Origin of the sequence: Agrobacterium sp. CFBP2214, from assembly GCF_030209895.1 — a bacterium.
In the GTDB taxonomy this organism is placed as follows: Bacteria; Pseudomonadota; Alphaproteobacteria; order Rhizobiales; family Rhizobiaceae; genus Agrobacterium; species Agrobacterium radiobacter.
In genome coordinates this window covers 801,120-825,760 of sequence record NZ_JARVRC010000001.1, presented here as the reverse complement: position 1 = coordinate 825,760, position 24,641 = coordinate 801,120, and the positions used below count along the sequence as shown (strand labels likewise).

Below are 24,641 nucleotides of genomic sequence, written 5' to 3'. Positions count from 1 at the left end.
CCTATGTAGAGATTCCCATGATGGGAAGGTCAAGGGAAGGGAAAGGTTTTTGTTGAACACACAATCGTGAGCGCAGCCACGCTTATCGCCGCCGCCCGCTCGGCAAGAAAGAGTATGGAGGGGGCGGCAATACACGCGTTGAATTTGATGCTCATTTGAGCTACAAAAAAAATCTCTAAAAAGGAGATTGATCATGACCGCAAATGCTTATGTGAGAGCGCGCATCGATCAGGCACTCAAGGACGACGCGACTGCCGTGCTCGACAGTCTGGGACTGACTGTTTCCGACGTCATGCGAATGATGCTGACGCGCATTGCCCGAGAAAAAGCACTGCCGATAGAACTGACGCAACCGAACGCTGAAACGCTCGCCGCGATTGAAGAAGCGCGCGCCATCGCGGCTGCCAGGCGCAATCGTTTCGGCACGGCGCAAGCCTTGTTTGACGCCCTTGATGGTAACAAGCGGTGACGGATAAGAAAGGTCACGGAAAAGAGGCGGCATCGAAGCGAACGGTGCTGCCGCGCAGTTCGGATTTCACCAGGCAATTTATCAAGGACTGGCAACGGCTGAACAATTCGGGGCGTTATGACATGGTGAAACTGAAGGAGATCATGCTCCTTCTCATTGCCAACGAAGCGCCATTACCGGCGCAGTTTCGTGACCATGAATTGACCGGAGAATGGCACGATCATCGCGAATGCCATGTCGGCGGGGACTTTCTGTTGATCTACAAACTTGATGAGAAGCAGAACCTTCTCATCTTCACCCGCGCAGGAACGCACGCCGAGCTTTTCAGGTAAAGACGCGATCTGAAAGATACGATCTCGCTACCGGTGCACGGCCAGCCGCGGAATATCGCGCAGGAAGGCATCGCGCACGGCGGGGCCGAGCGGCTCGTCGGACGGTTTGTCGGAAACGCGCAGCCTTGCGAAGACGATGTGCTGGCCTTCGCGCTCCGCCCAGCCGACAAACCAGCCGAAGGGACGGTTGCGGTCGGGGTTGCCCTTTTCGTCACGCATGTAGCCGGTGCCGGTCTTGCCATGCACGGCCCAGCTTTCCGGCGCATCAAAGACCGGAACGATTGCCCTTGTCTTCGCCTGCGCATCACGCGAGACCGGCAGATTGCCGGCCAGGAGGCGGCGGAGGAAGCCGACCTGCTCCACCGGCGAAACCGTCAGCGACGATCCGAGCCAGGAATGGGTCAGGCCGTTATTCTTGCCCGGCTCACCGGAAACATCGGCATTGCCGTAACCGAGACGCTTCACATAGGCGGCGAATTTATCCGGTCCAAGGCGACGGGTGATTTCACGCGAATACCACAGGACCGAATCCTGTTCCCATATCGAGGGATCGACCGTCTTGCGGTCGGAGGCGCGCGCCTCCGTGCCGGGTTTCCAGTCCCAGGCGGGCGTCTTTTCATCCTGAAGAATGCCGGCATCGTAACCGATCAGCGCCAGCGGCACCTTGAAGGTGGAAGCCGGCGCCACGCGCTGGTCGCAGGCGCCCTGCTGGTTGATGATCGCGCCGGTCTCGATTGAGGTGACGAGCGTGCATTCGAAGGCCTGGGGCTGTTGCTGGGCATCAGCGGAAAACGGCAGGAGCCCCGGAAGGGCAAGGCATGAAAGAACGATGGCGGGCAGCCGGTAGCGCATGCGTTTTGATGTCCCTCGTCCGCTTTGCGGATCATTTGCCGGAATGGCCGGAAGCTGTCTTTGATTTCAGACAAGTCGATCCCGAAACCGTGACACGCTTTCGGACGACATGCCTTTAGGAGACTGATGGGGCAGGAATAGGACCAAAACGAAAATCGACGTTTTCCGTCACATCCGCTCCTTTTCGCCCGCCCTCTCGCCGACCGTCAGCGGCCAGTCGACCACATAATCCTCGAAGTCGTCAACATCCACATCGGCCTCGCTGACCGTGCGGCCGCGTGCGGAAATGCCCGCCTCATGCACCGTTTCCGTATCGCCGGAAACAAGATAGTGCCACCAGTAGAGATCCTTGCCATCACGCACCAGCGCATAGGCGCAGGTGGGCGGCAGCCAGCCGATCTCATGGACCTTCTTGAGGTCCAGCTGGATACAGTCCGGCACGGTGGCGCGGCGGTTTTCGTAGTCGGAGCATCGACAGCTCTCGCCATCGAGCAGCACACAGCGAACCGAGGTGAACGCCACTTCGCCGGTGTCCCAGTCCTCCAGCTTGTTGAGACAGCAGAGGCCACAGCCGTCGCACAGGCTTTCCCATTCCTCACCGGTCATCTCGGTCAGCGATTTGGTTTTCCAGAACGGCGCGTCATTCATCGTTAACATTTCCGTTTCATTTTGATCACTTGGACAGGAGTGTTTAACCGGTCCCTAATCCTTTATATCGTATCGCCAAGGGCTGGTTTGTACGATATTTTAGCATATTGGCAGGCGGCAGAGGGGTCATTGGCCCGCGAACTGCCGCCACGTCAAGCAATTCCGACATAACCATGCCACGGTTTTGCGTCGGGAATGGGTTGAACCGCAGAATATCGACGATCGCGTTGCGTTGAACAGGAACACATCGGCACGTGCAGGAAGAAAAAGACGATAAGAACGGCCGTAAAAAACGGCACATCCTGCTCCGGATCGATAGCTTCATCGACTCCGGCCTGTGGACGGCTGCGGCAAGGCTGGTGGATTTCTGGGAAGACGTCACCATCGCCTCGCGCAAATTGCATGTGCGCGGCTGGAAGAAGCTTCTCGTCAACCTCACCTGCGACGCGCTGACCTTCGGAACGGCGGGTTGCGTCGTGCTTCTGGCGCTCGCGATGCCCGCCTTCGAGGAAACCAAGAAGGACTGGCGTTACCGCGGCGATTTCGCCGTCACTTTCCTTGATCGTTACGGCAACACCATCGGCCATCGCGGTATCATTCATGAAGATTCCGTCCCGATCGACCAGATGCCTGACCATTTCATCAAGGCGGTACTGGCGACCGAAGACCGGCGTTTCTTCGACCATTTCGGCATCGACTTCATCGGCCTTGCCCGCGCCATGAGCGAAAACGCCCGCGCCGGCGGCGTGGTGCAGGGCGGCTCGACGCTGACGCAGCAGCTCGCCAAGAACCTGTTCCTCACCAATGAACGCTCGCTGGAGCGCAAGATCAAGGAAGCCTTCCTCGCGCTGTGGCTCGAGACCAACATGTCGAAGAAGGAAATCCTCAGCCTTTATCTCGACCGCGCCTATATGGGCGGCGGCACTTTCGGGGCGGCGGCGGCGGCACAGTTTTATTTCGGCAAGAACCTGACCGATGTGACACTGGCCGAATCTGCCATTCTGGCCGGCCTGTTCAAGGCACCGGCCAAATATGCGCCGCACGTCAACCTGCCCGCCGCGCGTGCCCGCGCCAACACCGTGCTTTCCAACCTCGTACAGAGCGGATTGATGACCGAGGGCCAGGTGATCGGCGCGCGGCGCAATCCGGCCACCGTCATCGACCGCGCCGATGTGAAGGCGCCGGATTATTTCCTCGACTGGGCTTTCGACGAAGTGCAGCGGCTGGCCGCCGAAGGTAAATTCAAGGACCATACGGTGGTCGTGCGCACCACCATCGATACCGGCCTGCAGCAGGCGGCCGAACAGGCGATGGAAATGGGCCTGCGCGAATATGGCGAAGGTTACCGCGTCAAGCAGGGCGCGATGGTGATGATCGAAAACGGCGGCGGCGTGCGCGCCATGGTCGGCGGGCGTGATTATGGCGAAAGCCAGTTCAACCGCGCCACGGCGGCGCTGCGCCAGCCCGGCTCCTCCTTCAAGGTCTATACCTACTCGGCCGCCATGGAAAAGGGCATGAAGCCGGAGACGCTGATTTCCGATGCGCCGGTGACCTGGCGCGGCTGGTCGCCGCAGAATTATGGCCGCTCCTATGCCGGCAAGGTGACGCTGCAGATGGCGCTTGCCAAATCCTACAATACCGTGCCGGTCCGGCTCGCCAAGGATGTGCTCGGCACGCAGGTCATCGTCGACACGGCCAAGGCCATGGGCGTGGCCACACCGCTTCGCAGCGACAAAACCATTCCGCTCGGCACTTCGGAAGTGACCGTTCTCGACCAGGCCACCGCCTATGCCGTGTTCCCGGCCGATGGCATGCAGTCACGCCGCCACGGCATCGAGCAGGTGCTGGATTACGAGGGCAATGTTCTCTACGATTTCAGCCACAACGAGCCGCCTGCCAAGCGCGTGCTCTCCGAAGACGCCAATTCCAAAATGAACCAGATGCTGGTGACCATTCCCGTCATGGGCACGGCCCGCCGCGGCGCGCTTGACAATGGCATCGTCTCCGGCGGCAAGACCGGCACCTCGCAGGCTTACCGCGACGCCTGGTATGTGGGTTTCACCGGCAATTATACGACCGCCGTCTGGTTCGGGAATGACGAATTCACACCGATGAACAACATGACCGGCGGCGCGCTGCCCGCCATGGCCTTCAAACGGCTGATGGATTACGCCCATCAGGGCATGGAGCTGCGCCCGATCCCCGGCATCCAGAACCCGTTGCCGACAGGCGCTCGCCCGCAGCCTTCGGCGGAAGTGGCAGCCGCAGCCACCAGCACCCCGGCCCTGCCGGCCCTCACCCGCCCACGCTCGCTCTCTGCCGAGGCCACCCGCGTCATTCGCTCCATCGCCAAGAAGATGAAGGATGCTTCGGCCTTGAGTGTGACGACGCAGAAGGTGGCGGATGCGTCTTTGCGTGACGGCGCGGAGGATGCGGCGCGGCGGTGAGGTTGCGGGCAACCGGCCAGGATTTCTGGCGGAGCGTGCGGCTTCCCCCCTCTGCCCTGCCGGGCATCTCCCCCTCAAGGGGGGAGATCGGCGAGCGGCGCTACCACCACTTCATTCGCTAACGTTGAGATGGGCGAGACCTCGCCGCATATCGATCTCCCCCCTTGAGGGGGAGATGCCCGGCAGGGCAGAGGGGGGTAAGCCACTCACTCTACGGCTCCCCTCTCTCCAAATCCGGCGTCAGCCATCTCACCGCAACAACACCGCCCTCGCCGTTTCCACCATATGTGATGTCAGCGCACCCAAACGGTCGGCGGCCAAACGATTGACCTGCCAGTAAAGCGGAATATCAAGCGGCGTGCCGGGAACGACCTCCACCAGCCTCCCCGCCTCAAGATGCTCCCCCACAAGCTGCACGGGATTGAGCCCCCAGCCCATGCCGGCAAGGCTTGCCTTCACGAAACCGTCCGTCGAAGGCAGCCAGTGGGTGGGATAGGAGACATCCTCGCCCAGCGCCTCCCTGATCCAGCTCGCCTGCAGCCGGTCCTTCTGGTTAAAGGTCAGCCCCGGCGCCCGGCCAAGTGTTACGGGCGTCACGCCATCCGCGAAATGGCGGGCCATGAAATCCGGGCTGGCGGTGGCGTGATAGCGGAGCACGCCGAGCGGCGTTACCCGACAGCCCTGCACCGGCTTGGCGTGGGCGGTCACGGCGGCAAGCACCCTGCCCGCGCGCAGCCATTCCACCGTATGATCCTGATCGTCCACTGCGATGTTGACGAGATAATCGCTGCCGCCGGTGAATCTTGAAACCGCATCCAGAAACCATGTGCCGAGGCTGTCGGCATTGGTGGCGATATTGAGCGTCACACGCTCCGCCGCCGCACCCGTCTCTGCGAGCGTCGGAAGCTGGCGGAACAATTCGCTTTCCAGCATGCCGACATGATCCATGTGCCGGCAGAGCCACTCACCCTTCTCCGTCGCGACGCAGGGGTTACCGCGCACGATCAGCACCACGCCCAACCGCTCCTCCAGCTGCTTGATGCGCTGTGAGACGGCCGAAGGCGTGACACACAGCACCTGCGCCGCCTTTTCGAAACTGCCGGTCTGGGCAACGAGCGCCACGGCGCGCATGGCAGGGTAGTCGAGCATTACGATACTCGATGTGAAGGCTGGTTTTGACCTGTGACAAGCACAGGAATTAGGGTGGAGGTGAGGAAACCACTCATGAGACCCGTCCGTGGAATAGCGTTACAGTGAATTAGTTTAACTTATCTGGATTGAGTTTATTTAACTGGATTAAACCATTCCGCCCAAATATCCAAGTACTCGGTCCGAAAGCAACGCCTTCGGCCATTTCCACATGGACAGAAGCAGGGGCCGCGGCGCGCATGGACATCCAGATCTTCTTCACCGGTCTTACCATGGGCCTCAGCCTCATCGTCGCCATCGGCGCGCAGAATGCCTTCGTTCTGAAGCAGGGTCTGGCGCGTTCGCATGTGTTTGCCGTCTGCGCCACCTGCGCGATATCAGATGCGCTGCTCATCACCATCGGCGTGTTTGGTTTTCAGCGGATCAGCGCCATCATGCCGGCGCTCGATCCCATCATGCGTTATGCGGGGGCCGCCTTCCTCATCTGGTATGGCGCAAAAAGCCTGCATTCGGCGCTGCGTTCCTCCGAGACGCTGTCGGTGACCGAGCGGCAGGAGGCGAGCCTGTGGCAGACGCTCGCCATCTGTCTGGCGCTGACCTTCCTCAATCCGCATGTCTATCTCGATACCGTCGTGCTGCTCGGCACCATTTCCACGCAGTTCCCCGGCTTTGAGAAAACCTTTGCGGCGGGCGCGGCCACCGGCTCGCTGGTATTCTTCTTTTCGCTGGGTTATGGCGCGCGCTGGCTGCGGCCGATTTTCGAAAAACCCTCCGCATGGCGTATTCTCGAAGGCATCATCGCCGTTACCATGTGGGCCATCGCCTTCAAGCTCGTCATGGGCGCATAGGCAAGGAATTTCGCGCTCCAGTCACTTTCACGAGGACTAAACAGGCCGCGCCATTTTCCAAACGGGGAATCAGTGATAGTCCTCGACCTGTTCAAAACGGGAAAACAGCGTGTTCCGAGTTCCATTCCTTGTCGGCATCGCCCTTCTGATCGCCTTTGGCGGCGGTATTGCCGCAACACTCGCAGCACTTGAGGCGACATCCGGCTTTGGATCGATCCGCATCGGCTCGTGGGATGCCTTTCCCGAAGCGCAGACGATCGAGGCCGACCCTTACGCCAAATCGCACCGCGCCGATGCCGGCAAGCTGCTTTACGGAACGGCCGAGGGGCTGGCCTTCACCGCCTCCGTCGACAGCGATGGACAACGCCTGAGCGGCGAGTGCCGGTACCGGCTGGCCGGCGCCGTGCCGCCCGCCCGTTTCTGGACGATTTACACCGCCGACCAGCAGGGAAATGTTCTCGCTGAAGATGCCGGGCGGCCCTTCGCGCTGAATTCCCGCACGCTTCTGCGCAGCGCCGATGGCGGCATCGACATCACCATCGCCCCTGACGCCCAGACCTATAACTGGCTGTCGGTACCGCAGGGCCAGACCTTCAAGCTCGTCATGACCCTGCTCGACACACCGGTTGCCGGCAGTTCCGGCCTGATCGACATATCCATGCCGCAAATCCGCAAGCTGGGGTGTGGCAATGCTTAGGGTCCTGCTCGCCATCCTCACCGGTCTCGTCGGCGCAGCCGTGCTGCACGTCATCATCCTTCTCGCGATCCCGCATTTCAGCAATCGCGACGCCAATACGCGCGCGGTTGCGGAAGGAAAACCGCATCTGTTTCATCTTCTCGAGGAGACGACGGAGAAAAAGACGCTTGGTAGCGGCGATCCCTTCATGCGGGTGGCCGTCTGCACCTTTAACATCGAGGAACAGCCGATCCGCTTGACCGCCGTCGGTGCGGTACCCTTCTGGTCGGTCGCGGTTTACGACAAGGCCTCGAATGAGGTGTTCAGCATGAATGACCGCACATCCGCCGCCGGGGTGATGGATATTCTGGTGGCTGATGCGGTGCAGATAGCCGCCATCCGCAAGGCGCAGCCGCCCTCGCTTTCGCAGGCCATTCTGGCGGAATCGGATCAGACGGAAGGATATGTGGTTTTGCGGACCATGGTGCCGCAGCCGAGTTTCGGCGAAGAGGCGGAACGGTTCCTGAACGAGGCGAAATGCCAGCCGACGCCGTGGAAATAGCGTCCGACATCATCGGCAATCAGGATTTGAGGGCGGTTTCCACTGCGGATTTGCCCTTGCGCGCGACTTTGCCGGTCGGCTCGGTATCACGTTTTTCATAACGCACGCCGGTAAACAGCACGACCTTCGCCGGGCCGATCAGCTTTCCGACAACGCCGGCGGGACGCAGGCTTCGTCGGGCGTCGCTGATTGGAATAATCTCTGCCATGCTCATCTCCTCTTCGGGACATGATTGTCAATGTTGCCCATGGGAACCGCGCAAGCCTCATCTTGCGTCGGGAATTTCATCACCATCACATTGCGCATAGGCCAGCCCACAGACTGGTTTTCGCACGATCCAAAAATCCAAAAAGATTCTTATAAGGGGATCGTGCGCAGATTCAGGCTTCGCATGCCATTTTTGCATTTATTCCGTCGATAAGAATAACATGGAATCCTAATACTGCCCATGAAATTACAAACAGACAGAGGTTAATGATCCGTTAACCCTAATTGCCGGGCCGTCACTTATTCCTCCCGGCGCCACACCCCTTGAAAACAAAGGCCATGCGGTAAAGTTCCACGGCATTTCGTCCGTTGTGAAGGTTTTAAAATTTCCTTGTTGATAGAGGCAGATTCCCTCTTGCTACCCCCCATAGTTAACAGGACGTCAACGCATTTGCTCTAATTTGAACCGATATTGTGTTTGCGTTTGTTGGGTAGTGCGTTGACCGACCGGTTTCGAGAACTTGAGAGGCCAAGAGCCGTGAGGAAGAAAGATGTGGTGCTGATGGCCACCGTGACGAATTTCGAGACTGTTTCGCATCCGTCAAAAACGGACCTTCGGCAGTTCGCCGAACTTTTCATGCCGCTTTTCAACGCCTCCACCGATGAAGCCAAGCGGGAGGCGATCGCCGCACTCTCGCAGCATCCGAGCGTGCCGTCAGCCGTCGCCTTCTTCATCGCCTGCCAGCCGATTTCGCTTGCAGCGCCCTTTCTCATCTCCTCGAAATGCCTCGATGACGACACGCTGATCACCATCGCCCGCACGCAAGGCGCGGCGCATGCGCGCGCCATCGTCCGGCGCGAGGATCTCTCCCCCACCGTCATCGACGCGCTTGTGGGTCTGCGCCACGCGGAAGATCTGAAACGGCCGGAAGAGGAAACGACTGCCGCCGAACCGCAGGTGGCGGCAAGCCCCGAAGAACCGAAAGCGGAAGAAAAGACTGACAACATCGCCGCCGCTTCCGCACTCGAAGAAGAAATGCGCCAGCGGATCAAGCAGATGGCGCATCACCTCAACCGCCCGGAAAGCGACGTCCTCGGTCTTCGCCGCCTGAGCGAAGTGCAGGAGGCGCTGCTGGTGCGTTTCGCCCGCGAGCGCAACGCCCGGCAATTCGCGGTGGCGCTGGCGGATTCGCTGTCCTCCAGCTACTGGCTGTCGGAGCGCATCATGCTCGATATATCAGGCGCGCAGCTGGCGACGACGCTCACCGGTCTTGGCATGGAATTTTCCGAGGCGGCCTTCGTGCTGCAATGCTTCTATCCGCATCTTGCCGCCGCCGAAGGCGACATGAGCCGCGCCGAAGCCCTGCTCGACCGCCTCGACATCGTGGAATGCGAAGAGCGGCTGGAAAGCTGGCGGCGTGCCGACAGCTATACGCATGGCCGCGAGCGGCCGAGCCGCAGCGCACCGGCTGTGCAGAGAACTGGCACGCAAGGGTAAGCAAGGCCTGGCCTTGCGTCTTTTGCGACGCGAGGCCCTTCGCGGACGGAAAAACGGGGTCTGCTTTTCCTGCCTCTAGGCCTTGGGCTGATCCACCAGCGTCAGCAGAGTTCCGATCTCGTCGGTTTCGATCTCCACCACCCAAAGGTCGCTGTCGAAACGCCGTTCCCTTTCCAGAAGAGCGGCACTTTCCTCGCCATCCGCACCCGCAAGACGCGTTTCGAAACGGCGCTCGGCACGGATTTCCTCATCATCGGCGAAACTTTGCGGCGCGGGCCCATAGAGGTTTTCACGGCCATCGCGCAGACGCTGGCGAACAAAGATCGCCCCCGCCTCCTCCGCCCCCTTCTTTTCGACGGCGGCAAATCCGCCGGCGGCGAAGACGCGGCGGATAAGGGCTGAGACGAACATTTCGGATTTGAGGCGCATGGGGTGCTTTCGATTTTTTGCGCTGCTTGAGGTGCGTGGGGCTTTACCCCCCTCTGCCCTGCCGGGCATCTCCCCCACAAGGGGGGAGATCGGCAAGAGGCCCTTTTACTGCTTCATTCTCAAACCTTGAGATGGGCGAACGCTTTCCGCAGACGATCTCCCTCCTTGTGGGGGAGATGCCCGGCAGGGCAGAGGGGGGTAAAGCCCCACGCACCCTCGGCTGCTGTCAAAACCTCAAAGCGCCCCGATCGACTTCAGCTTCTTCAGCACAACCTCGCTCGGCTCGCCGGTTTCCGGCAGGCGGTAATGTTTCTCAAACGCGCGGATGGCATTGCGGGTCTGCTGGCCGGCAACGCCGTCCACCTTCACATCGGCATAGGCGATATTGATCAGCCCCTGCTGGATCCTGGCGATCAGCTCGCGGTTTGCCGGCTTGGCGGCATTGGCCGAACTGTTGAGGGAGGCCGGTTCGGCCTTCGGGCGCGGCGCTTCCGCCTTGCGGATGGCGGCGGCGACGGGGTCGATCTCGACGCCGCCGGTGCTATCGGCAGGCCGATCCCTGGGGATCGCGGCAACCGTTGCGCCATCGATCCGGAGTGCCGCCAGCACGCGGGTCGTCGGCTCGCCGGTCTGCTCCATGCCGAGCGTTTCTTCGAAGAACATGATGGCGGCGGCGGTGCGTGGACCCATGCGGCCGTCCGCCTCGCCTTCGTAAAGCCCACGTTTCTTCAGTTCGGCCTGAATATCGGCAACGATCTGCTGCGGCTTCTGGCTTTCGGCGGCGGGTTGCGCCGGCGTTTCGGCCGCTGGCTGTTGCGCCGTTTCCGTCTCTGCCGGTCGTTCTATGCGAAAGGTGGTGACGTTGCCGTGCGTGCCGAGCGGCTCGGCCGGGCGATAACCGGCAATGCCGTTCGGGTTTTCCGCATCGCGCGTGCGCAGGAAGGGCGACGGGTGCACGCCCGGCTGATACCAGAGCGCATTGGCGGCGACAAAACCGAAAACGACCGCGAAGGCGCCGCAGCTGCCGACCATTTTCGGATGGCGCAGGATTTCGCGCCCGATGGCCGAAACCACCAAGGAAACAATCCCGGCGCCAATCTGGGCCGTTGTTTTCTTAGGCGATTTTCGCTTTCGCGGGGCCATCATCACCATCCTTTTTCATCATTGCGGCCATGTCACCGAGCTGCCGGATGCGCGGCGGAAATTCCACCATGCTTTCGGCTTCGGTACCTTCGCCCTCACCCGCCATGCCGGAACCGTCGGCAGGCAAAGTGATCGTTACGACCGTTCCCTCGCCGGGCTTGCTGGTAATGGCGAAAGTGCCGCCATGCAGTGCCACAAGCCCCTTGACCAGGGACAATCCCAGACCCGTGCCCTCATAGCGACGGGTATATTCATTCTGAACCTGCATGAAGGGCTGGCCCAGGAGTTCAATCTTGTCGGAAGCGATGCCGATGCCGGTATCGCTCACCGTCAGCTTCAGCATCGCGCCCTCACGCGCGGCGTCGATCGACACCACACCACCCGCATCGGTGAATTTTATGGCGTTGCCGGCGAGATTGATGAGAACCTGCCGGATGGCGCGCTGATCGGCCGAGATTTCGCCAATGCCGCGCTGGATGCGGCTGGTCAAAGTCAGGCCTTTTTCCTTCGCCTGCAGGCCGAGCATGGCTTCGCAGGACGAGATGGTCTCGGCAATCGGGAAGCTTTCCATCATCAGCTCGTAACGGCCGGCTTCCAGCTTGCTCATGTCAAGCATCGTGTTGACGACCGACAGGAGATGGGCGCCGGACTGGCGGATGAGGCCGACATATTCCCGCTGGCGATCGTTCTCCAGCCGGCCGAAATATTCGCCGGCGAGAATATCGGAAAAACCGAGGACGGCATTGAGCGGCGTGCGCAGCTCGTGGCTGACGGCGGCAAGGAAACGCGACTTGGCGTCATTGGCCGATTCCGCCTCCGCCGCCTTGCGGGCGACGTCACGGCGCAGGCGTTCCATCTCGGTAACATCGGAAAGCTGGGCGACGATGCGGCGCAGCCGGCCGCTGGCGCTGCGGATCGCCGTCATCTCGATACGCGCATGCATGAACTGCGCCTGACGCGACTTTGCACCGGTCTCGAAGCGGAGTTCGGCGGTTGCCCTGTCCTCGCCCTGCCGCAGCAGGTCGAAGGCCTGCATCAGCTCGATACGGTCGGAGACATAGACATATTCAACGAGGGCATGGCCCTGGCTGGCCTGTAGATCGGCCGGGAAGGTCGCGAGATCGCGGCCGGAGACGTGTTCGACGAAGCCGGTATCACCGATCATGAGCACGAGGCCCGGCACCTGCGTAGCGGCGATCAGGTCGTTATCGCCAGACGAGGCGGAAAAGGAGGACGCGCCGCGCGCGGGACGGGAAAAGGCGATCAGCAGCGCTGCGGCGGCCAGAAACAGCGCCAGCACCAGAGCGGCGCCGATGGGCAGCGCGATGGCGGGGCTGATGACGAGGCTGAAGAGGGCGGGCACCACGAAAAGACCAACAGTGCTGAAGGCAATCAGCCGGCGCAGGCGCGCAACGGTTCCGGCGCGCCTTTCGGCGTCCTCTTCCATGCGCGCAAGCCATCTGCCTGCGGCATGGTCGACCAATGCGACCGCTTTTTCTCTCATATTACGCAATACCAACACCGAATCCCTGAGGCGGTTCTAACGGCTCCGACAATAGAAGGCGGCGGCTTAAGGAATGGATAAAAAGAATGGCGTCAAAGGCCTGTCAAAGGCGTCGCAGTCCCATTACGGGGCATTTATTCCAAGCTTTGCCAATCATGGTTAATGACGGGTAAGCGACGGATTTCGCTTCATTTTTGCCATCATGTTAACTTTTGTGGCAAGGCGGGCCACAGCTTTCGCCCGGAACGCGCGGCCTCTGTCGCAATTATGCTTAACATGGACTGTTAAAATGCGAATGAATTGATGGCGGGCGTCCCGATACGAGGAGAATAGATACAATTTGAATTAAATTGCGTCGCTTTTTGCAATCGGCTGTTCGCCGGTCGCGTGTAGCTTCTTCACAAGCCCGAAAAACGGGACAAAGGCCGATGACCCGGAACCGGGCGGGGCTTTAGAAAACAAAGATCATCTGGCAGGGTAGTCTGACAATGTGGTTTCTGATCAAAGGAACATTCTGGTTTTCACTGGTGCTGGTGGCGCTGTCCTATTTCGGCAGCAGCAACGATCCGACCAAGGAACCTTCGGCATTTGATCTTCCCAGCGCCGTTTCGGCAGCCGGTGAAGCCTATCGTTATGTCAGCGCCATCTGCATCGAAAAGCCCGATGTCTGCGTCAAGGGCGCCGAAACCTTCCATGCGCTCGGTGAACGGGCAAAGGAAGGCGCGAAGGTCGCCTATGAACTGCTGGACAAGCAGCTTGCCTCCGGTGAAAAATCCGCTCCCGCCGCTGAAGTCGCAGCAGAGATCGAAAAGCTGGCTGACGCTCCTGTCGTCAGCGTCGAATTTCCCGGCAATACCGACATGCTGAAGACCGGCACCGTCATTCCCCTGCCGCAGAAGCGCCCTGCTCCCTGATCTTGCCAACCCCTGATCTTGCAAGCACCGCGCCGCGCCTTTTTTTGCGGATGGAGATTTCCGTCCGCCGACTGCCTGCCAAACTTGCCCACGGAAACCTGTTTTCCGTGGGCTTTTTCGCGGCCCATGGTTCAAAATCGGCCGCACTTCGCATATATCCTAGCAAAGACCTGCAATAACGGATGATACGGCGCGCAAATGGCCTCTCTCGAAACGATCCTTGACGATTTCGCTTTCCTCGACGACTGGGAGGACCGCTATCGTTATGTCATCGAACTCGGCAAAGCGCTGCCCGACCTGCCGGAGGACAAGCGCACGGCCGAAAACAAGGTGCATGGCTGCGCCAGCCAGGTCTGGCTCGTCAGCCATAGCGACGGCGCGGAAGACCCTCTGCTGACCTTCGAGGGCGATTCGGATGCGCATATCGTGCGCGGCCTCGTCGCCATCGTGCTCGCCGTCTATTCCGGCAAAAAAGCCTCCGACATCGCCGATCTCGACGCCATCGAGGTGTTCGACAAGATCGGGCTGGTGGAACATCTGTCGTCGCAGCGCGCCAACGGCCTGCGCTCGATGATCAAGCGCATCCGCGAGGAAGCACGGCTGCTGGCCGCCTGAGCGCTCATCCCGCCGTCATCCCTGGCGCCATCGAGGGGCGATAATCCGCATCGCCCCAATGGTGATTGTTGCCACGGGCCCGAACGGCTGGCGGCGCATAATGGCGGGCAAGCGCCAGCAGTGCGGCGCGCAGCAGCAGTTTTGCCGAGCGCGCCGGCCATTGCCTCTCCCGCTCCACCGTCTCCAGACCCTTTTCGAAGCAGCAGACATCGATGGCGACGCCCGACAGTTCGGGCCCCATCGCATCCGCCGCGCGGGAAAACCGCGCCCTTGCCGCCATTGCCGCCTCGGTGAGATCGAGCGCGCCCCCCGCCTCCCCCTTGGTGCGGCTGGCTACTCTCGGCTCCCATGTCGCCGTCACCTTCGGATTGAGGTGACCGCGATGAAAATCGGCGGCGAGGCGCTCGCCTGCCGCCAAAGCATCCGCCGGGAAAAACACCGCGCCATCCCGCTCCTTCAGCCTTGAAAGGCTGGTCAGCGGTGAGGTGTTGAGGTTGCGACGGGCCGGTTGCTTCGCGTCATCGACATCCACAACAACAGTCTGCATATCCCGATGCTGTTCCTGAAAAACCTCATCGCGGTCTTTTGCCATTGCGCGTTTCAGATAAGAGGCGAGCGGCGGCGCGGCGAAAAGGGTGTTTTCCCGCTGTTCCGCCAGTCCGGAAGAAACGGCAAGCTGCACCGTCGCCGCCGGAAACCGCAGCGGGGGATGCCCTGCCCGCGCCCGGTGCACGACAATATCGCCGCCCTCCAGCGAAATCTCGGCCGCGCCCGCAGCGATGCAACGCAGCAAGCGCAGGAGGTGAGGATTTGAAGAGGCAGCCGGGACGCGTTTCACCTCATTCATCCCGGCCCCCTTTCATCACGTTGAAAATACTGCCGGTGAGCCGCTCGAGCGTGGCGACGAACTCATCGAATGCCGGTTCGTCACGCCGGTCCTCGACCACCTGGCAGGCATGGCCCACCGTCGTCCTGTCCCGGCCGAAGCAGGGCCCGATATCAGACATGGGAATGCCGAGCTGTACATGGCACACATACATGGCGATCTGGCGAATATGGCACTCCGTGCGCCTGATGTCGCGGCGCACCAGCGTTTGGTCACCCGTCAATTGCACCATCTCACCGGTGAGCTGTCGTACCAGACGGCAAAGACGGGGAATCTCATCCCGCCCGGCCGCAGACGGCCAGTGACGAAAAGGACGATTACCGACCCGCACGCAAGGCCGCGCGGCGGCAGACAGAAACACAGTATCCGACGGCATATGCAACTCCTCTACGAATAGGAATTAATTCATACACCTGAGAACAGCCATGGGGAAGCGTAAATTTTGCGGGGAAGAATATGCGGTTGATATGGCTATATATTTGCAGAAATGACGAACACAATAAAGGATTTTTTTCCTCAACGGAAATTGCACGCGACAATAAAAAAGCCGGTCTGCGGACCGGCTGAACATTCATGTGAAGGTAGAAAAAGCTTCAGAGCAGCATAGGGAGCGGGCAAGTTCGCCTTGCCGCCTTCTCCCGGGTGGGGAGAAGGTGCGGCAGCGGGTTGAGTGGCGAGGGAAGAACAAGCCCCGCCGACCCGTCGTTACAATCAGCGGCTGGCCTTGCGGCGCTGGCCGAGACCCATTTCCTTGGCGAGCCGCGAACGGGCTTCGGCATAGGCGGGCGCAACCATCGGATAATCGACCGGCAGGTCCCATTTTTCGCGATATTCTTCCGGCGTCATGCTGTGATGCGTCGTAAGATGCCGCTTGAGCGACTTGAACGAGCCGCCGCATTCCAAACAGACGATATGATCGTCCTGAACCGACTTGCGGACAGAGACGGCTGGCTTCTGCTTTTCAACATTGACCGCCACCGATGCCGGTGCCGATGTTCCGCTAAGTGCCGTGTGAACATCCGAAATAAGGCCGGGAAGCTCAGTTACCGGAACGACGTGGTTGCTAACATAGGCAGCCACAATATCCGCAGTCAGTTCGACCAGCAGATCCTGGGCGTTACCGTATGCAGTTTCCGTCATTTAAGTATCTCCTGTTTATTAATCCCCTGAAGCGGGCGAACGCCGCATCGAGCGATGTGAAGTTACCCGGTGCCCCACCTTCGCCTTGTTGAAACCAACATGAAACCTACCCCTAGATTTCGAGCGAAAACCGGAAACGAATTGGTCCGAGATTCAACTTATGGCCCGCGACATGGGCAGCAATGGTCCGACGGGCCATAGATTAGACATTAATAAAATGCCTATGCCGACTATGAAGAGGCTAGATGCAAATCGCGATTAGCAACTTTACACTTAATTTGGATAACAGCAAAACAGCAAAAGTCAAATTCCTAGTGTCAATTTTTCAGTTCAAAACAGTCTAATTGGAATACAAAAAATTACGGGTAATAAAATACTATGCCTAGTAGTAATTGAAAATGAAGACCCCCATTTATTAGGGGGATTTTCAACTTCAAATTTTCTTGATGTCATCAACTACCGATTTAACGGCAAGCGGATAACCTGCCTTGTGAGCGGCCATGGCAAGAAGATGTGCAGAGACCGGCGCGGTGAGGACAAAAAAGAAAAAGCCGGCCAGCGCCCGCGCCAGCGTCGGGATTTCCATGGAATGAATGCCGACCGCGAGAAGCAGCAGGCCGGAGCCCACCGTTCCCGCCTTGGAAGCTGCATGCATGCGTGTATAGACATCTGGCAGTCTATTGAGCCCGATTGCCGCGATCAGCGAGAAAATGGCGCCTGAGATCGTCAGCGCCGCAACGAGAATAGCCACGATCCAAGCCATCATCGCCTGCCCTTTCCTTTTTTGCCGTCGGCACCTGTTTCCAACGTTTTTTCAATGGCTTCAGATGCCCTCTCACCATCGAGAACCGCCGTCGGCCTGCGTCGGCCGTCCGGGCCGCGCGACAGGACGAAGCGGGCAAAGGCCACCGTTGCCAGAAACCCGACCAGACCAAGCGCAATGGCGATATCGACGTAAAGATTGAAGCCGGTGCGGATGGCGATAACAGCGATAAAGCCGATGGCGATGCCCACCAGCATGTCGAGCGCGACGATGCGGTCCGGCAAGGTGGGGCCGACGACGACGCGATATACTGTCAGCAAAAAGGCGGCCGACAGAACAACCGATGCAAGTATAGTTGCAAATGAAACTGTCTGTTCTGGCGTCATATCTGAAACGCCTCCATGATCTTTCTTTCGAAGCCATTTCTGATGTCGTTTTTCGTGGCTTCGATATCGCTGCAGTCGATCGCGTGCACGTAAAGCGTTTTCCTGTCCGCGGAAACATCGACGGAGAGCGTGCCGGGGGTGAGCGTGATGAGGTTGGCGAGCAGTGTGATCTCGAAGTCCGTCGTCACCGTCAGCGGATAGGCGAAAATGCCGGGCTGCACGTCGAGCTTGGGCCGCGTCACCAGCACGGCGACCTTCCAGGCCGAGAGCGCCAGCTCCTTGAAGAACAGCAGCACCAGCGACAAGACGCGGGTAAGCCGCAGCCAGTGGTTACGCCCGCCCGGAAGCTGGTGGCGGATGAGGCCGAGCGCCAGTGTCGAAACGATCAGGGCGAAGATGATGTTCGCCAGGGTGACGCTGCCCGTCACGGCGAGCCATACGGCAACGAACAGCAGTTGCACGAGATAGAGGCTCATGGTTTGCCTCCTTCGGAAAAGACCGACTGGATATAGGCCTGCGGGTTGCCGAGGCCTGCGGCCGCCTGCTGGCTGAGATTGAGCAGGCTTTCCGGAAACAGGCCGAAGAACACCACGAGCAAGGTCAGCCCCACCAGCGGCGCGAAAGACGGAGCCGCCGACGGCGACGCCTGCGGGAAGGAAGGCTGACCGGGGGATGCCGCAGCGGGACGCCAGAAACACAAAAGGAAGATCCGCCCGAAGGCGATCGTGGCGATGAAGCCGGAGGCGAGGATGGCGCCGGCGAGCCACCAGGCGCCGATATCGATCGCCGACTTGACCAGCACCGCCTTCGGCCAGAAGCCGAAAAAGGGCGGCAGGCCGGAACCGGCGAAAAACAGGGCGAGCGCCAGCGCCGAAAACCACGGAGCCTGCCGGTAAAGCCCCCTGAGTGAGGTGAGGCTGAAGCTGCCGCCGAGGCGGGCGGCATGGCCGGCGGCGAGATAAAGCGCCGTCATCAGCACCATGGAATGCAGCGCGTAGAAAATGGCGCCTGTGACACCGGATGGGGTGCCGATGGCGATACCGGCCATCATGTAGCCGATGCCTGATATGACGATGTAACCGAGCATGCGGCGGATATCGTTCTGGGCGAGCGCGCCCATGGCCCCAAGCACCATGGTGAGCGCCGCGGAGATGGCGATGACGATGCTGAGTTCTTCCCGCTCGACCGGGAACAGCATGACCATGACGCGCAGCAGTGAATAGATGCCGACCTTGGTGAGCAATCCGCCGAAAAGCGCGGAAACGACGATGCGCGGCGTGTGATAGGAGGCCGGCAGCCAGAAGTTCACCGGGAAGGCCGCGGCCTTCATGGCGAAGGCGAGTGTAAAGAGGCTCGCAAGCGTCATCAGCGGCGCGGTCTCCCGCAGAGCCGTCGCCTTCTGCGCGATATCGGCCATGTTGAGCGTGCCGAAGATGGCGTAGAGATATCCGACCGTGATCAAAAACAGCGTCGTGCCGATGAGGTTCAGAATGGCGTATTTCAGCGCGCCGTCGATCTGCTCGCGCGTCGAACCGAGCACGATCAAGCCGAAGGACGAGATCAGCAGCACTTCGAACCAGACATAGAGATTGAAGATGTCGCCGGTCAGGAACGCGCCGGTGACGCCGGCCATCAACAGCAGCAGGAAAGGATAAAAACCGTATCGCCTGCCGCTGGCGTCGATATCCGCACCGGCATGGATGGCGCCCGCAAGTGCGACGATGGCGGCCGCAAGCGACAGCAGCGCCCCCGTCAGGTCGGCGGTAAAGGCGATGCCGAAGGGCGGCAGCCAGCGGCCCATCACCATGGTGAACGGGCCTTCAGTGGCGACCTTCCACAAAAGTGCTGCATCCAGCAGGACCAGCAGGAACAGCGCCGCGATGGCAACGGTCGCGTGATGGCGGATGGCGTGGCGCATCATCATCAGCACCGCGCCTGCGCCGATGCAGAGCGCGATGGGGAGAATGATCAGCCAGTCGGCAAGAGGCACAGGCGTCGTGACGAGCGCTGCCGAGAGATCAGTGACTGCTGTTGTGGTGGTGGATGCCATGTTGTCTCAGCCTCGTCGCTCAATAACCGAGCGGCGGCAAGGGCTCGCCTGCGGGTTCTGCGGTGCGCATCTCGTCCGTGTCGTCGGTCTGCAGTTCCTGAAACGCACGCCAGGTCAGCACCAGAAGGAAACAGAAGAAGGAAAAGGAAATGACGATTGCCGTGAGAATGAGCGCCTGCGGCAAAGGATTGGCCGCCCCTGCGGGCAGCGTGTCCATGCCGGGCGGAATGATCGGCGGCACCTCGCGCGTCAGCCGGCCGGCGGTGAACAGCAGGAGGTTCACCGCATTGCCGAGAATGGCGATGCCGAGCAGCATGCGGATGCTGTGGCGCGACAGCATGAGATAGATCGCCACCGAAAAGAAGATGCCGACGAGAATCGAGAAGACCGCTTCCATCAGTCGCTTTCCCTTTCTTCCAGCGCCAGCGCAATGGAGGTGATGGCGCCGACCACCACGAGATAGACACCGATATCGAAGGACATGACGGTGGAGAGCGGCATTTCGACACCGAACAGGCTCGGATAGACCCAGAGCCCGGTCATGAACGGCACGCCGGCGGCCATCGAGACGAGGCCGGAAAGCATGGATAGCAGCAGCCCCGCCCCGGCAATCGACAGGGGATGAAACATGATGGCGCGCCTGACTGCCGTGACGCCATAAGCGATGCCGTAGATCGCCAGCGCCGAGACCGCGATCAATCCGCCGATGAAACCGCCGCCCGGCTCGTTATGGCCGCGCAGCAGCACGAAGATGGAAAACAGCACCATGAGGCTGGTGACGACAGGAGTGACGGTGCGCAGAATGAGCGTGTTCATGCCCGCGCTCCTTTCTTCTTCGCGGTTTTGGCCGGTCCCTTGACCGCGGCGGCCGGACGGATGCGGATCAGCGCGAGAATGGCAAGACCCGTTATCATCACGACAGCGATTTCGCCGAGCGTATCCGTGCCGCGGAAGTCAACGATGATGACGTTAACCACATTGGCGCCGTGGGCGATGACCTTGGAATAGGTGTTGTAGAAGTCCGTCAGGCGGTTGTCGAAGCTCGCCTGCGTCGCGCGCATCAGGAACAGGGCAAAGCCGGTTCCGCAGGCAATGGCGATGGTGCTGTCGAGAAGCTTCTGGCCAAGGCCGCGATGGTCTGACGGTGACAGGCGAAGCCGCGTCATCACCAGCGTCAGGATGACCACCGACAGCGTCTCGACCATGAATTGCGTGAATGACAGGTCAGGCGCGCCGAACAGCAGGAAGATGACCGCCACCGCAAAGCCCTGAATGCCGAGCGCGATGATCGCAGTCAGCCGGCTCGACGCCGTCAGGACAGCGACAAGGCCCGCCACGGCGATGGCGATGAAGGTCAGCTCATGGACCGGCATGTCACGCGGCCATGACGGCATGGACGGCAATTCGCCATAGAGGAACAGCGGCACCAGCAGCACGGCGGCGATGACGGCGAAGGTGGCGGTGACGTAGAACTCCAGCCGGCCGGGCTGGATGAGCCGAGTGATGTGGAACGAGACTTTCACCAGCATTTCGATGAAGACGTCAAAGCCCCTGTCAGGTCCGGCCCCCAGCGCCGTGAAGGTGCGGGCCATCAGGCTGCGGACAGCGGAAAGCTGCGTATAGAGGACGATACCGAGCGCGATGGTGAGCAGCGACAGGCCGAGCGGCACGCCCATATGGGGAATGAGCGAGATTTCCACCGGGCGCACCTCGCCGGCGATGGCGCTCGCCATGGGTGTCGAAATGTAGAAATGCGCAATGCCGGAAAAGAGAGCGATCGTCAGCCCCTTCAGAGCCAGCAGCGCCGGACCGAGCCAGAGCAGCAGCGGACCTTCATGCGCGTGTTTCGGCGTTTTCACCGGCTTGCCGAGGAAGGGTTTCAGCCCCACGGCAAAGGCGACGGCGAACATCAGCCCGTTGCCGAGGATGGCGATGCCGGTGAACAGCACGGCGCGCGGATTGCCATGCGCCAGCGCATAATAAATCTCTTCCTTGGCGAGAAAACCGAAAAAGGGCGGCAGGCCGGCCATGGAAATCGCAGCCGCCAGCGCTGCCACAAAGGTGATGGGCATGGCTTTTCGCAAGCCGCCGAGCTTCGTTATGTCGCGGGTGCCGGTCTCATGGTCGATGATGCCGGCGACCATGAAGAGCGCGCCCTTGAACAGCGAATGCGCCACCAGATAAAGCACGGCCGCCTCTATGGCATGGTCAGAGCCAAAACCCGTCAGCATGACCAGCAGGCCGAGCGACGACACCGTCGTATAGGCAAGCATCAGCTTGAGATCGGTCTGGCGCACGGCGAGCAACGCGCCGGTGAGCATGGTCAGCCCGCCGAAGAAGGGCAGCAGGATCTGCCAGGCGGCGGTATCACCGAGCACCGGATTGAGCCGCATCAGCAGATAGACGCCGGCCTTCACCATGGTTGCCGAATGCAGATAGGCGGAGACTGGCGTTGGCGCTTCCATGGCGTTGGGCAGCCAGAAATGGAAGGGAAACTGCGCCGATTTGGTAAAGGCGCCGCCGAGAACCAGAAGCAGCGCGGCCAGATAAAACGGGCTGTCACGCAATATATCGCCGCCGCGCACCAACATCGACAGTTGCGTGATGCCGCTTATATCCCAGATGAAAATTAGCCCGGCGAGCAGCAGAAGGCCGCCACCGCCCGTCACCACCAGCGCCTGCAGCGCGGCGCGTCGCGAGGCTGCGCGCTCATGGTCGAAGCCGATCAGCAGGAAGGAGGTGATCGAGGTGAGTTCCCAGAAGACGAACAACATCAGCAGGCTGTCGGAAACGACGACGCCGAGCATCGCTCCCATGAACAGAAGCAGGAAGGACAGGAAACGGCCCTGCTGCGGATGGCCTTTCATATAACCGCCCGCATAAAGCACGATCAGCAGCCCGATGCCGGTGATGAGCAGCGCAAAGGTGAGCGACAGGCCGTCGATGAACCAGGAGAAGCTGAGATTGAAGCTCGGCACCCAGGCATAACCGCCGGTCACCACGCCGCCTGCCGCGATCTCGGGCAGCATCAGCGCAAAATGCACGAAGGCGAGAGCCGGCGCGATCGCCAGAACCCATGCCGCATTGTGACCGAACCTTTTCACCAGGGCCGGCGCGGCAAGCGCTGCCAGAAACGGCAGAAACAGCGACAGGAATGTCAGCGGCGTGACATCTGATGTCATTCACATCTCCCGGGATGTCCCCCATCCCTGCGCGCCACTGAATGGCGTTCTTCTTTCAAATCGGCTTTTCAGTTAAGGCATAGACACCGGCATCTCAACCCAAATCGGTACGCCCGGCCCATAACGAACGCGTTATGACGCCCATCCCCTTTCAATCCGCCTCAGTGATGATTATTTGAGGCGGGAACAGAAAGGATCATTCCATGAGCGATCTGACATCCCCCAAATTGACCAAGACCGATGCCGAGTGGCGTGAGCAGCTGACGCCGGAGCAATATCGCATCCTGCGCGAACACGGCACCGAGCGCGCCTTCACCGGTCCCTATTGGGATACATTCCAGAAAGGCCTCTACCGCTGTGCGGCCTGTGACGAGCCGCTGTTCCTCTCCGACACGAAATTCGATGCCGGCTGCGGCTGGCCGAGCTATTTCGAGCCGGTGAAGCCGGGCGCCGTGACGGAACATCGCGACGCGAGCCACGGCATGGTGCGCACCGAAATCCGCTGCGCCAATTGTGGCGGCCACCTCGGCCACGTCTTCCCGGACGGCCCGCCGCCCACCGGCCTGCGTTATTGCATCAATGGCCATTCGATGGTGTTCGAGCCGGTCTGATAAAGCTCAGGGTGAAAGGCCGGCTGCCCTTGCCGGCCTTTCACCCTGAAAAGGCTGTCTCGACAGCCGGACCGGAGAGTGAGATCATCGCCGTCTCATTCCTTCCGGATCACCGCCATGACACTCGAAACCATCCTCATTTTCATTCCCGCCTGTTTTGCCCTGAACATGGCTTTCGGGCCGAATAATCTGCTGTCAATGACAGTGGGTGCGCGCTACGGCATAGCGACGGCGGTAATGGCGGCAAGCGGCAGGCTGGTCGCTTTCGCGGGCATGATCGCGATTGCAGCACTGGGCCTCGGCGCACTTTTGATGGCCTCCGAGATGATGTTCTCGCTGATCAAATGGATCGGTGTTGTCTATCTGCTGTGGATCGGCTTCAAACTCATCCGCTCAAAGGCTGAGGTTACCGCCCCTGACGTATCCTCGGGCAACGGCAATGTTCTCAAAACCTATCTGCGGCAGGAGTTTTTCGTCGCCTCCGGCAACCCCAAGGCTATTTTGATCTTCACGGCCTTTTTCCCGCAATTCATCCAGCAGGACGCCTATTGGCAGAGTTTCGCCACGCTTTGCGTGATTTTCCTGCTGCTCGAGGTGGTGGCGATTGCCGTTTATGCCTTTGTCGGTTCACGACTGTCCGGTCTCATGCGCAATGCGCGCGCCTTGAAGCGCGTCAACCAGATCAGCGGTTCCATGATGATGGCCTTTGGTGTCATGCTCGCCTTCGCCCGGCGTCCGGCCTGAAGGGAAACCGCCTAGCCTGCTAGCCTAATTTCAGCTCCATGCAGGTCAGGTCCAGCCAGCGACCGAACTTGATGCCGACTTCCGAAAACCGGCCGACGACCCTGAAACCAAGGCTTTCATGCAGGCGGATGGAGGCGATGTTTTCCGCCTCGATGGCGGCGATCAGCACATGCACGTCGTTGCCCGCGGCATGATCGATCAACGCCTGCATCAGCTTTTTGCCGATGCCGTGGCCGCGCGCATCCTTTTGCACATAGACCGAATGTTCGCGGGTATGGCGATAACCGTCGAAAGCGCGCCAGTCACCGTAGGAAGCGTAGCCTGCGACCTTGCCGTCGAGGATGGCGACGATGACGGGAAAGCCGCGTGACTTGCGGGCGGCGAACCATTCCTTGCGGTTTTCCAGATCGACCAGCACGTCATTCCAGATCGCCGTCGTATTCAGCACCGCGTCGTTATAAATCTCCATGATGCCGGAGAGATCGTCCACGGTCGCATCGCGCAGTTCCACCGTCATTTTATCTTTCGCCCTCGTCGTTCCCGAAAGCGTCACTGCCTGACGCGATCCCCACGACCCTTAAGCGAT

General features: G+C 60.4%; 29 protein-coding genes. 11 read left to right on the top strand and 18 right to left on the bottom strand.

Features of this window, described 5'->3' with window-relative positions:
* The first annotated feature begins 193 nt into the window (after positions 1 to 193).
* Together QRN60_RS04095 and QRN60_RS04090 are read left to right on the top strand one after the other, a co-directional pair.
* Positions 194 to 469 (top strand): type II toxin-antitoxin system RelB/DinJ family antitoxin, encoded by a 276-nt coding sequence (locus QRN60_RS04095; RefSeq protein WP_020811442.1) that lies wholly within the window; start codon positions 194 to 196, stop codon positions 467 to 469.
* A complete protein-coding gene (locus QRN60_RS04090; protein WP_031234113.1) occupies positions 466 to 801 on the top strand; it encodes a type II toxin-antitoxin system YafQ family toxin in 336 nt (111 codons plus the stop codon). Before QRN60_RS04095 ends, QRN60_RS04090 begins: the two co-directional genes overlap by 4 nt.
* 27 nt (positions 802 to 828) lie before the next feature.
* Here the strand turns inward: QRN60_RS04090 and blaOXA are convergent, their stop codons facing one another.
* Positions 829 to 1,653 (bottom strand): class D beta-lactamase, encoded by an 825-nt coding sequence (blaOXA, locus tag QRN60_RS04085; protein WP_003509224.1) that lies wholly within the window; start codon positions 1,651 to 1,653, stop codon positions 829 to 831.
* 168 nt (positions 1,654 to 1,821) lie between these two features.
* Positions 1,822 to 2,301, bottom strand: a complete 480-nt coding sequence (locus QRN60_RS04080; RefSeq protein WP_003509227.1) for a YcgN family cysteine cluster protein — start codon at positions 2,299 to 2,301, stop codon at positions 1,822 to 1,824.
* A gap of 254 nt (positions 2,302 to 2,555) precedes the next feature.
* On the opposite strand from QRN60_RS04080, the gene QRN60_RS04075 reads away from it, so the two are divergent.
* Positions 2,556 to 4,748 carry a transglycosylase domain-containing protein gene (locus QRN60_RS04075; RefSeq protein WP_003509229.1) on the top strand — a complete coding sequence of 731 codons (2,193 nt, stop codon included), beginning with the start codon at positions 2,556 to 2,558 and terminating at the stop codon, positions 4,746 to 4,748.
* A 249-nt stretch (positions 4,749 to 4,997) separates the two neighbouring features.
* Here the strand turns inward: QRN60_RS04075 and QRN60_RS04070 are convergent, their stop codons facing one another.
* Positions 4,998 to 5,897 carry a LysR family transcriptional regulator ArgP gene (locus QRN60_RS04070; RefSeq protein ID WP_129564544.1) on the bottom strand — a complete coding sequence of 300 codons (900 nt, stop codon included), beginning with the start codon at positions 5,895 to 5,897 and terminating at the stop codon, positions 4,998 to 5,000.
* Between the two features lie 239 nt (positions 5,898 to 6,136).
* Between QRN60_RS04070 and QRN60_RS04065 the strand changes: the two genes are divergently transcribed.
* The 3 genes from QRN60_RS04065 to QRN60_RS04055 all read left to right on the top strand — a co-directional run bounded on the left by QRN60_RS04065 (position 6,137) and on the right by QRN60_RS04055 (position 7,983).
* Positions 6,137 to 6,745, top strand: coding sequence for a LysE/ArgO family amino acid transporter (locus tag QRN60_RS04065; RefSeq protein WP_087743601.1), 609 nt, complete (start codon positions 6,137 to 6,139; stop codon positions 6,743 to 6,745).
* A gap of 109 nt (positions 6,746 to 6,854) precedes the next feature.
* A complete protein-coding gene (locus QRN60_RS04060; protein ID WP_003509240.1) occupies positions 6,855 to 7,442 on the top strand; it encodes a DUF1214 domain-containing protein in 588 nt (195 codons plus the stop codon).
* The gene (locus QRN60_RS04055) at positions 7,435 to 7,983 is read left to right on the top strand and encodes a DUF1254 domain-containing protein (protein ID WP_003509243.1); all 549 of its coding nucleotides are present in this window, start codon (positions 7,435 to 7,437) and stop codon (positions 7,981 to 7,983) included. Before QRN60_RS04060 ends, QRN60_RS04055 begins: the two co-directional genes overlap by 8 nt.
* 19 nt (positions 7,984 to 8,002) lie before the next feature.
* Here the strand turns inward: QRN60_RS04055 and QRN60_RS04050 are convergent, their stop codons facing one another.
* The gene (locus QRN60_RS04050; protein WP_003509245.1) at positions 8,003 to 8,191 is read right to left on the bottom strand and encodes a hypothetical protein; all 189 of its coding nucleotides are present in this window, start codon (positions 8,189 to 8,191) and stop codon (positions 8,003 to 8,005) included.
* A gap of 561 nt (positions 8,192 to 8,752) precedes the next feature.
* Here QRN60_RS04050 and QRN60_RS04045 point away from each other — a divergent pair.
* Positions 8,753 to 9,688, top strand: coding sequence for a DUF2336 domain-containing protein (locus QRN60_RS04045; RefSeq protein ID WP_031233926.1), 936 nt, complete (start codon positions 8,753 to 8,755; stop codon positions 9,686 to 9,688).
* A 75-nt stretch (positions 9,689 to 9,763) separates the two neighbouring features.
* Here the strand turns inward: QRN60_RS04045 and QRN60_RS04040 are convergent, their stop codons facing one another.
* The 3 genes from QRN60_RS04040 to QRN60_RS04030 form a co-directional block, all read right to left on the bottom strand.
* Entirely contained in the window at positions 9,764 to 10,117 is a 354-nt protein-coding gene (locus QRN60_RS04040; protein ID WP_003509247.1) for a DUF1491 family protein, read from the bottom strand.
* Between the two features lie 234 nt (positions 10,118 to 10,351).
* The gene (locus tag QRN60_RS04035; protein WP_031233927.1) at positions 10,352 to 11,260 is read right to left on the bottom strand and encodes a peptidoglycan-binding domain-containing protein; all 909 of its coding nucleotides are present in this window, start codon (positions 11,258 to 11,260) and stop codon (positions 10,352 to 10,354) included.
* The gene (locus QRN60_RS04030; RefSeq protein ID WP_003509250.1) at positions 11,232 to 12,764 is read right to left on the bottom strand and encodes a sensor histidine kinase; all 1,533 of its coding nucleotides are present in this window, start codon (positions 12,762 to 12,764) and stop codon (positions 11,232 to 11,234) included. The genes QRN60_RS04035 and QRN60_RS04030 overlap by 29 nt, the downstream gene beginning before the upstream one ends.
* A 488-nt stretch (positions 12,765 to 13,252) precedes the next feature.
* Here QRN60_RS04030 and QRN60_RS04025 point away from each other — a divergent pair, with 488 nt between their 5' ends.
* A complete protein-coding gene (locus QRN60_RS04025; RefSeq protein WP_003509252.1) occupies positions 13,253 to 13,678 on the top strand; it encodes a DUF5330 domain-containing protein in 426 nt (141 codons plus the stop codon).
* 198 nt (positions 13,679 to 13,876) lie between these two features.
* On the top strand, positions 13,877 to 14,293 hold the full coding sequence (locus QRN60_RS04020) for a SufE family protein (RefSeq protein WP_003509253.1): 417 nt from the start codon (positions 13,877 to 13,879) through the stop codon (positions 14,291 to 14,293).
* 4 nt (positions 14,294 to 14,297) lie between these two features.
* On the opposite strand, the gene QRN60_RS04015 is transcribed toward QRN60_RS04020, so the two are convergent.
* The 10 genes from QRN60_RS04015 to QRN60_RS03970 form a co-directional block, all read right to left on the bottom strand.
* Positions 14,298 to 15,140, bottom strand: coding sequence for a DUF6456 domain-containing protein (locus tag QRN60_RS04015; protein WP_129564546.1), 843 nt, complete (start codon positions 15,138 to 15,140; stop codon positions 14,298 to 14,300).
* Positions 15,133 to 15,555, bottom strand: a complete 423-nt coding sequence (locus tag QRN60_RS04010; RefSeq protein WP_087743591.1) for a helix-turn-helix domain-containing protein — start codon at positions 15,553 to 15,555, stop codon at positions 15,133 to 15,135. The genes QRN60_RS04015 and QRN60_RS04010 overlap by 8 nt, the downstream gene beginning before the upstream one ends.
* A gap of 335 nt (positions 15,556 to 15,890) precedes the next feature.
* Entirely contained in the window at positions 15,891 to 16,319 is a 429-nt protein-coding gene (gene ros, locus QRN60_RS04005; RefSeq protein WP_003509257.1) for a MucR family transcriptional regulator Ros, read from the bottom strand.
* A 433-nt stretch (positions 16,320 to 16,752) separates the two neighbouring features.
* Entirely contained in the window at positions 16,753 to 17,085 is a 333-nt protein-coding gene (mnhG, locus tag QRN60_RS04000) for a monovalent cation/H(+) antiporter subunit G (RefSeq protein ID WP_020812975.1), read from the bottom strand.
* Entirely contained in the window at positions 17,082 to 17,468 is a 387-nt protein-coding gene (locus tag QRN60_RS03995) for a cation:proton antiporter (protein ID WP_087743588.1), read from the bottom strand. The genes mnhG and QRN60_RS03995 overlap by 4 nt, the downstream gene beginning before the upstream one ends.
* A complete protein-coding gene (locus tag QRN60_RS03990; RefSeq protein WP_020812977.1) occupies positions 17,465 to 17,944 on the bottom strand; it encodes a Na+/H+ antiporter subunit E in 480 nt (159 codons plus the stop codon). Before QRN60_RS03990 ends, QRN60_RS03995 begins: the two co-directional genes overlap by 4 nt.
* Positions 17,941 to 19,518, bottom strand: a complete 1,578-nt coding sequence (locus QRN60_RS03985) for a Na+/H+ antiporter subunit D (protein WP_129564547.1) — start codon at positions 19,516 to 19,518, stop codon at positions 17,941 to 17,943. The genes QRN60_RS03990 and QRN60_RS03985 overlap by 4 nt, the downstream gene beginning before the upstream one ends.
* 19 nt (positions 19,519 to 19,537) lie before the next feature.
* The gene (locus QRN60_RS03980; protein ID WP_003509263.1) at positions 19,538 to 19,915 is read right to left on the bottom strand and encodes a Na+/H+ antiporter subunit C; all 378 of its coding nucleotides are present in this window, start codon (positions 19,913 to 19,915) and stop codon (positions 19,538 to 19,540) included.
* The gene (locus tag QRN60_RS03975) at positions 19,915 to 20,334 is read right to left on the bottom strand and encodes a Na(+)/H(+) antiporter subunit B (protein ID WP_003509264.1); all 420 of its coding nucleotides are present in this window, start codon (positions 20,332 to 20,334) and stop codon (positions 19,915 to 19,917) included. Before QRN60_RS03975 ends, QRN60_RS03980 begins: the two co-directional genes overlap by 1 nt.
* Positions 20,331 to 22,700 carry a putative monovalent cation/H+ antiporter subunit A gene (locus QRN60_RS03970; RefSeq protein WP_129564548.1) on the bottom strand — a complete coding sequence of 790 codons (2,370 nt, stop codon included), beginning with the start codon at positions 22,698 to 22,700 and terminating at the stop codon, positions 20,331 to 20,333. The genes QRN60_RS03975 and QRN60_RS03970 overlap by 4 nt, the downstream gene beginning before the upstream one ends.
* Positions 22,701 to 22,903: 203 nt before the next feature.
* Between QRN60_RS03970 and msrB the strand changes: the two genes are divergently transcribed.
* Together msrB and QRN60_RS03960 are read left to right on the top strand one after the other, a co-directional pair.
* Positions 22,904 to 23,311 carry a peptide-methionine (R)-S-oxide reductase MsrB gene (msrB, locus tag QRN60_RS03965; protein WP_003509266.1) on the top strand — a complete coding sequence of 136 codons (408 nt, stop codon included), beginning with the start codon at positions 22,904 to 22,906 and terminating at the stop codon, positions 23,309 to 23,311.
* A gap of 117 nt (positions 23,312 to 23,428) precedes the next feature.
* The gene (locus QRN60_RS03960; protein WP_129564549.1) at positions 23,429 to 24,055 is read left to right on the top strand and encodes a LysE family translocator; all 627 of its coding nucleotides are present in this window, start codon (positions 23,429 to 23,431) and stop codon (positions 24,053 to 24,055) included.
* A gap of 19 nt (positions 24,056 to 24,074) precedes the next feature.
* On the opposite strand, the gene QRN60_RS03955 is transcribed toward QRN60_RS03960, so the two are convergent.
* On the bottom strand, positions 24,075 to 24,572 hold the full coding sequence (locus QRN60_RS03955) for a GNAT family N-acetyltransferase (protein WP_003509274.1): 498 nt from the start codon (positions 24,570 to 24,572) through the stop codon (positions 24,075 to 24,077).
* Positions 24,573 to 24,641: the final 69 nt, after the last annotated feature.

What these genes read in the sequence shown, in the direction of transcription:
- QRN60_RS04070 (WP_129564544.1), bottom strand. Translation starts at nt 5,897, where the DNA reads ATGCTCGACTACCCTGCCATGCGCGCCGTGGCGCTCGTTGCCCAGACC.
- QRN60_RS04025 (WP_003509252.1), top strand. Translation starts at nt 13,253, where the DNA reads ATGTGGTTTCTGATCAAAGGAACATTCTGGTTTTCACTGGTGCTGGTG.
- QRN60_RS04065 (WP_087743601.1), top strand. Translation starts at nt 6,137, where the DNA reads ATGGACATCCAGATCTTCTTCACCGGTCTTACCATGGGCCTCAGCCTC.
- QRN60_RS04080 (WP_003509227.1), bottom strand. Translation starts at nt 2,301, where the DNA reads ATGAATGACGCGCCGTTCTGGAAAACCAAATCGCTGACCGAGATGACC.
- QRN60_RS03970 (WP_129564548.1), bottom strand. Translation starts at nt 22,700, where the DNA reads ATGACATCAGATGTCACGCCGCTGACATTCCTGTCGCTGTTTCTGCCG.
- QRN60_RS03985 (WP_129564547.1), bottom strand. Translation starts at nt 19,518, where the DNA reads ATGGCATCCACCACCACAACAGCAGTCACTGATCTCTCGGCAGCGCTC.
- QRN60_RS04010 (WP_087743591.1), bottom strand. Translation starts at nt 15,555, where the DNA reads ATGCCGTCGGATACTGTGTTTCTGTCTGCCGCCGCGCGGCCTTGCGTG.
- QRN60_RS04095 (WP_020811442.1), top strand. Translation starts at nt 194, where the DNA reads ATGACCGCAAATGCTTATGTGAGAGCGCGCATCGATCAGGCACTCAAG.
- msrB (WP_003509266.1), top strand. Translation starts at nt 22,904, where the DNA reads ATGAGCGATCTGACATCCCCCAAATTGACCAAGACCGATGCCGAGTGG.
- QRN60_RS04040 (WP_003509247.1), bottom strand. Translation starts at nt 10,117, where the DNA reads ATGCGCCTCAAATCCGAAATGTTCGTCTCAGCCCTTATCCGCCGCGTC.
- mnhG (WP_020812975.1), bottom strand. Translation starts at nt 17,085, where the DNA reads ATGATGGCTTGGATCGTGGCTATTCTCGTTGCGGCGCTGACGATCTCA.
- QRN60_RS03955 (WP_003509274.1), bottom strand. Translation starts at nt 24,572, where the DNA reads ATGACGGTGGAACTGCGCGATGCGACCGTGGACGATCTCTCCGGCATC.
- QRN60_RS04015 (WP_129564546.1), bottom strand. Translation starts at nt 15,140, where the DNA reads ATGAATGAGGTGAAACGCGTCCCGGCTGCCTCTTCAAATCCTCACCTC.
- QRN60_RS04035 (WP_031233927.1), bottom strand. Translation starts at nt 11,260, where the DNA reads ATGGCCCCGCGAAAGCGAAAATCGCCTAAGAAAACAACGGCCCAGATT.
- QRN60_RS04030 (WP_003509250.1), bottom strand. Translation starts at nt 12,764, where the DNA reads ATGAGAGAAAAAGCGGTCGCATTGGTCGACCATGCCGCAGGCAGATGG.
- QRN60_RS04050 (WP_003509245.1), bottom strand. Translation starts at nt 8,191, where the DNA reads ATGGCAGAGATTATTCCAATCAGCGACGCCCGACGAAGCCTGCGTCCC.
- QRN60_RS03990 (WP_020812977.1), bottom strand. Translation starts at nt 17,944, where the DNA reads ATGAGCCTCTATCTCGTGCAACTGCTGTTCGTTGCCGTATGGCTCGCC.
- QRN60_RS04045 (WP_031233926.1), top strand. Translation starts at nt 8,753, where the DNA reads ATGGCCACCGTGACGAATTTCGAGACTGTTTCGCATCCGTCAAAAACG.
- QRN60_RS03960 (WP_129564549.1), top strand. Translation starts at nt 23,429, where the DNA reads ATGACACTCGAAACCATCCTCATTTTCATTCCCGCCTGTTTTGCCCTG.
- QRN60_RS04055 (WP_003509243.1), top strand. Translation starts at nt 7,435, where the DNA reads ATGCTTAGGGTCCTGCTCGCCATCCTCACCGGTCTCGTCGGCGCAGCC.
- blaOXA (WP_003509224.1), bottom strand. Translation starts at nt 1,653, where the DNA reads ATGCGCTACCGGCTGCCCGCCATCGTTCTTTCATGCCTTGCCCTTCCG.
- QRN60_RS04020 (WP_003509253.1), top strand. Translation starts at nt 13,877, where the DNA reads ATGGCCTCTCTCGAAACGATCCTTGACGATTTCGCTTTCCTCGACGAC.
- QRN60_RS03975 (WP_003509264.1), bottom strand. Translation starts at nt 20,334, where the DNA reads ATGAACACGCTCATTCTGCGCACCGTCACTCCTGTCGTCACCAGCCTC.
- QRN60_RS03995 (WP_087743588.1), bottom strand. Translation starts at nt 17,468, where the DNA reads ATGACGCCAGAACAGACAGTTTCATTTGCAACTATACTTGCATCGGTT.
- QRN60_RS03980 (WP_003509263.1), bottom strand. Translation starts at nt 19,915, where the DNA reads ATGGAAGCGGTCTTCTCGATTCTCGTCGGCATCTTCTTTTCGGTGGCG.
- ros (WP_003509257.1), bottom strand. Translation starts at nt 16,319, where the DNA reads ATGACGGAAACTGCATACGGTAACGCCCAGGATCTGCTGGTCGAACTG.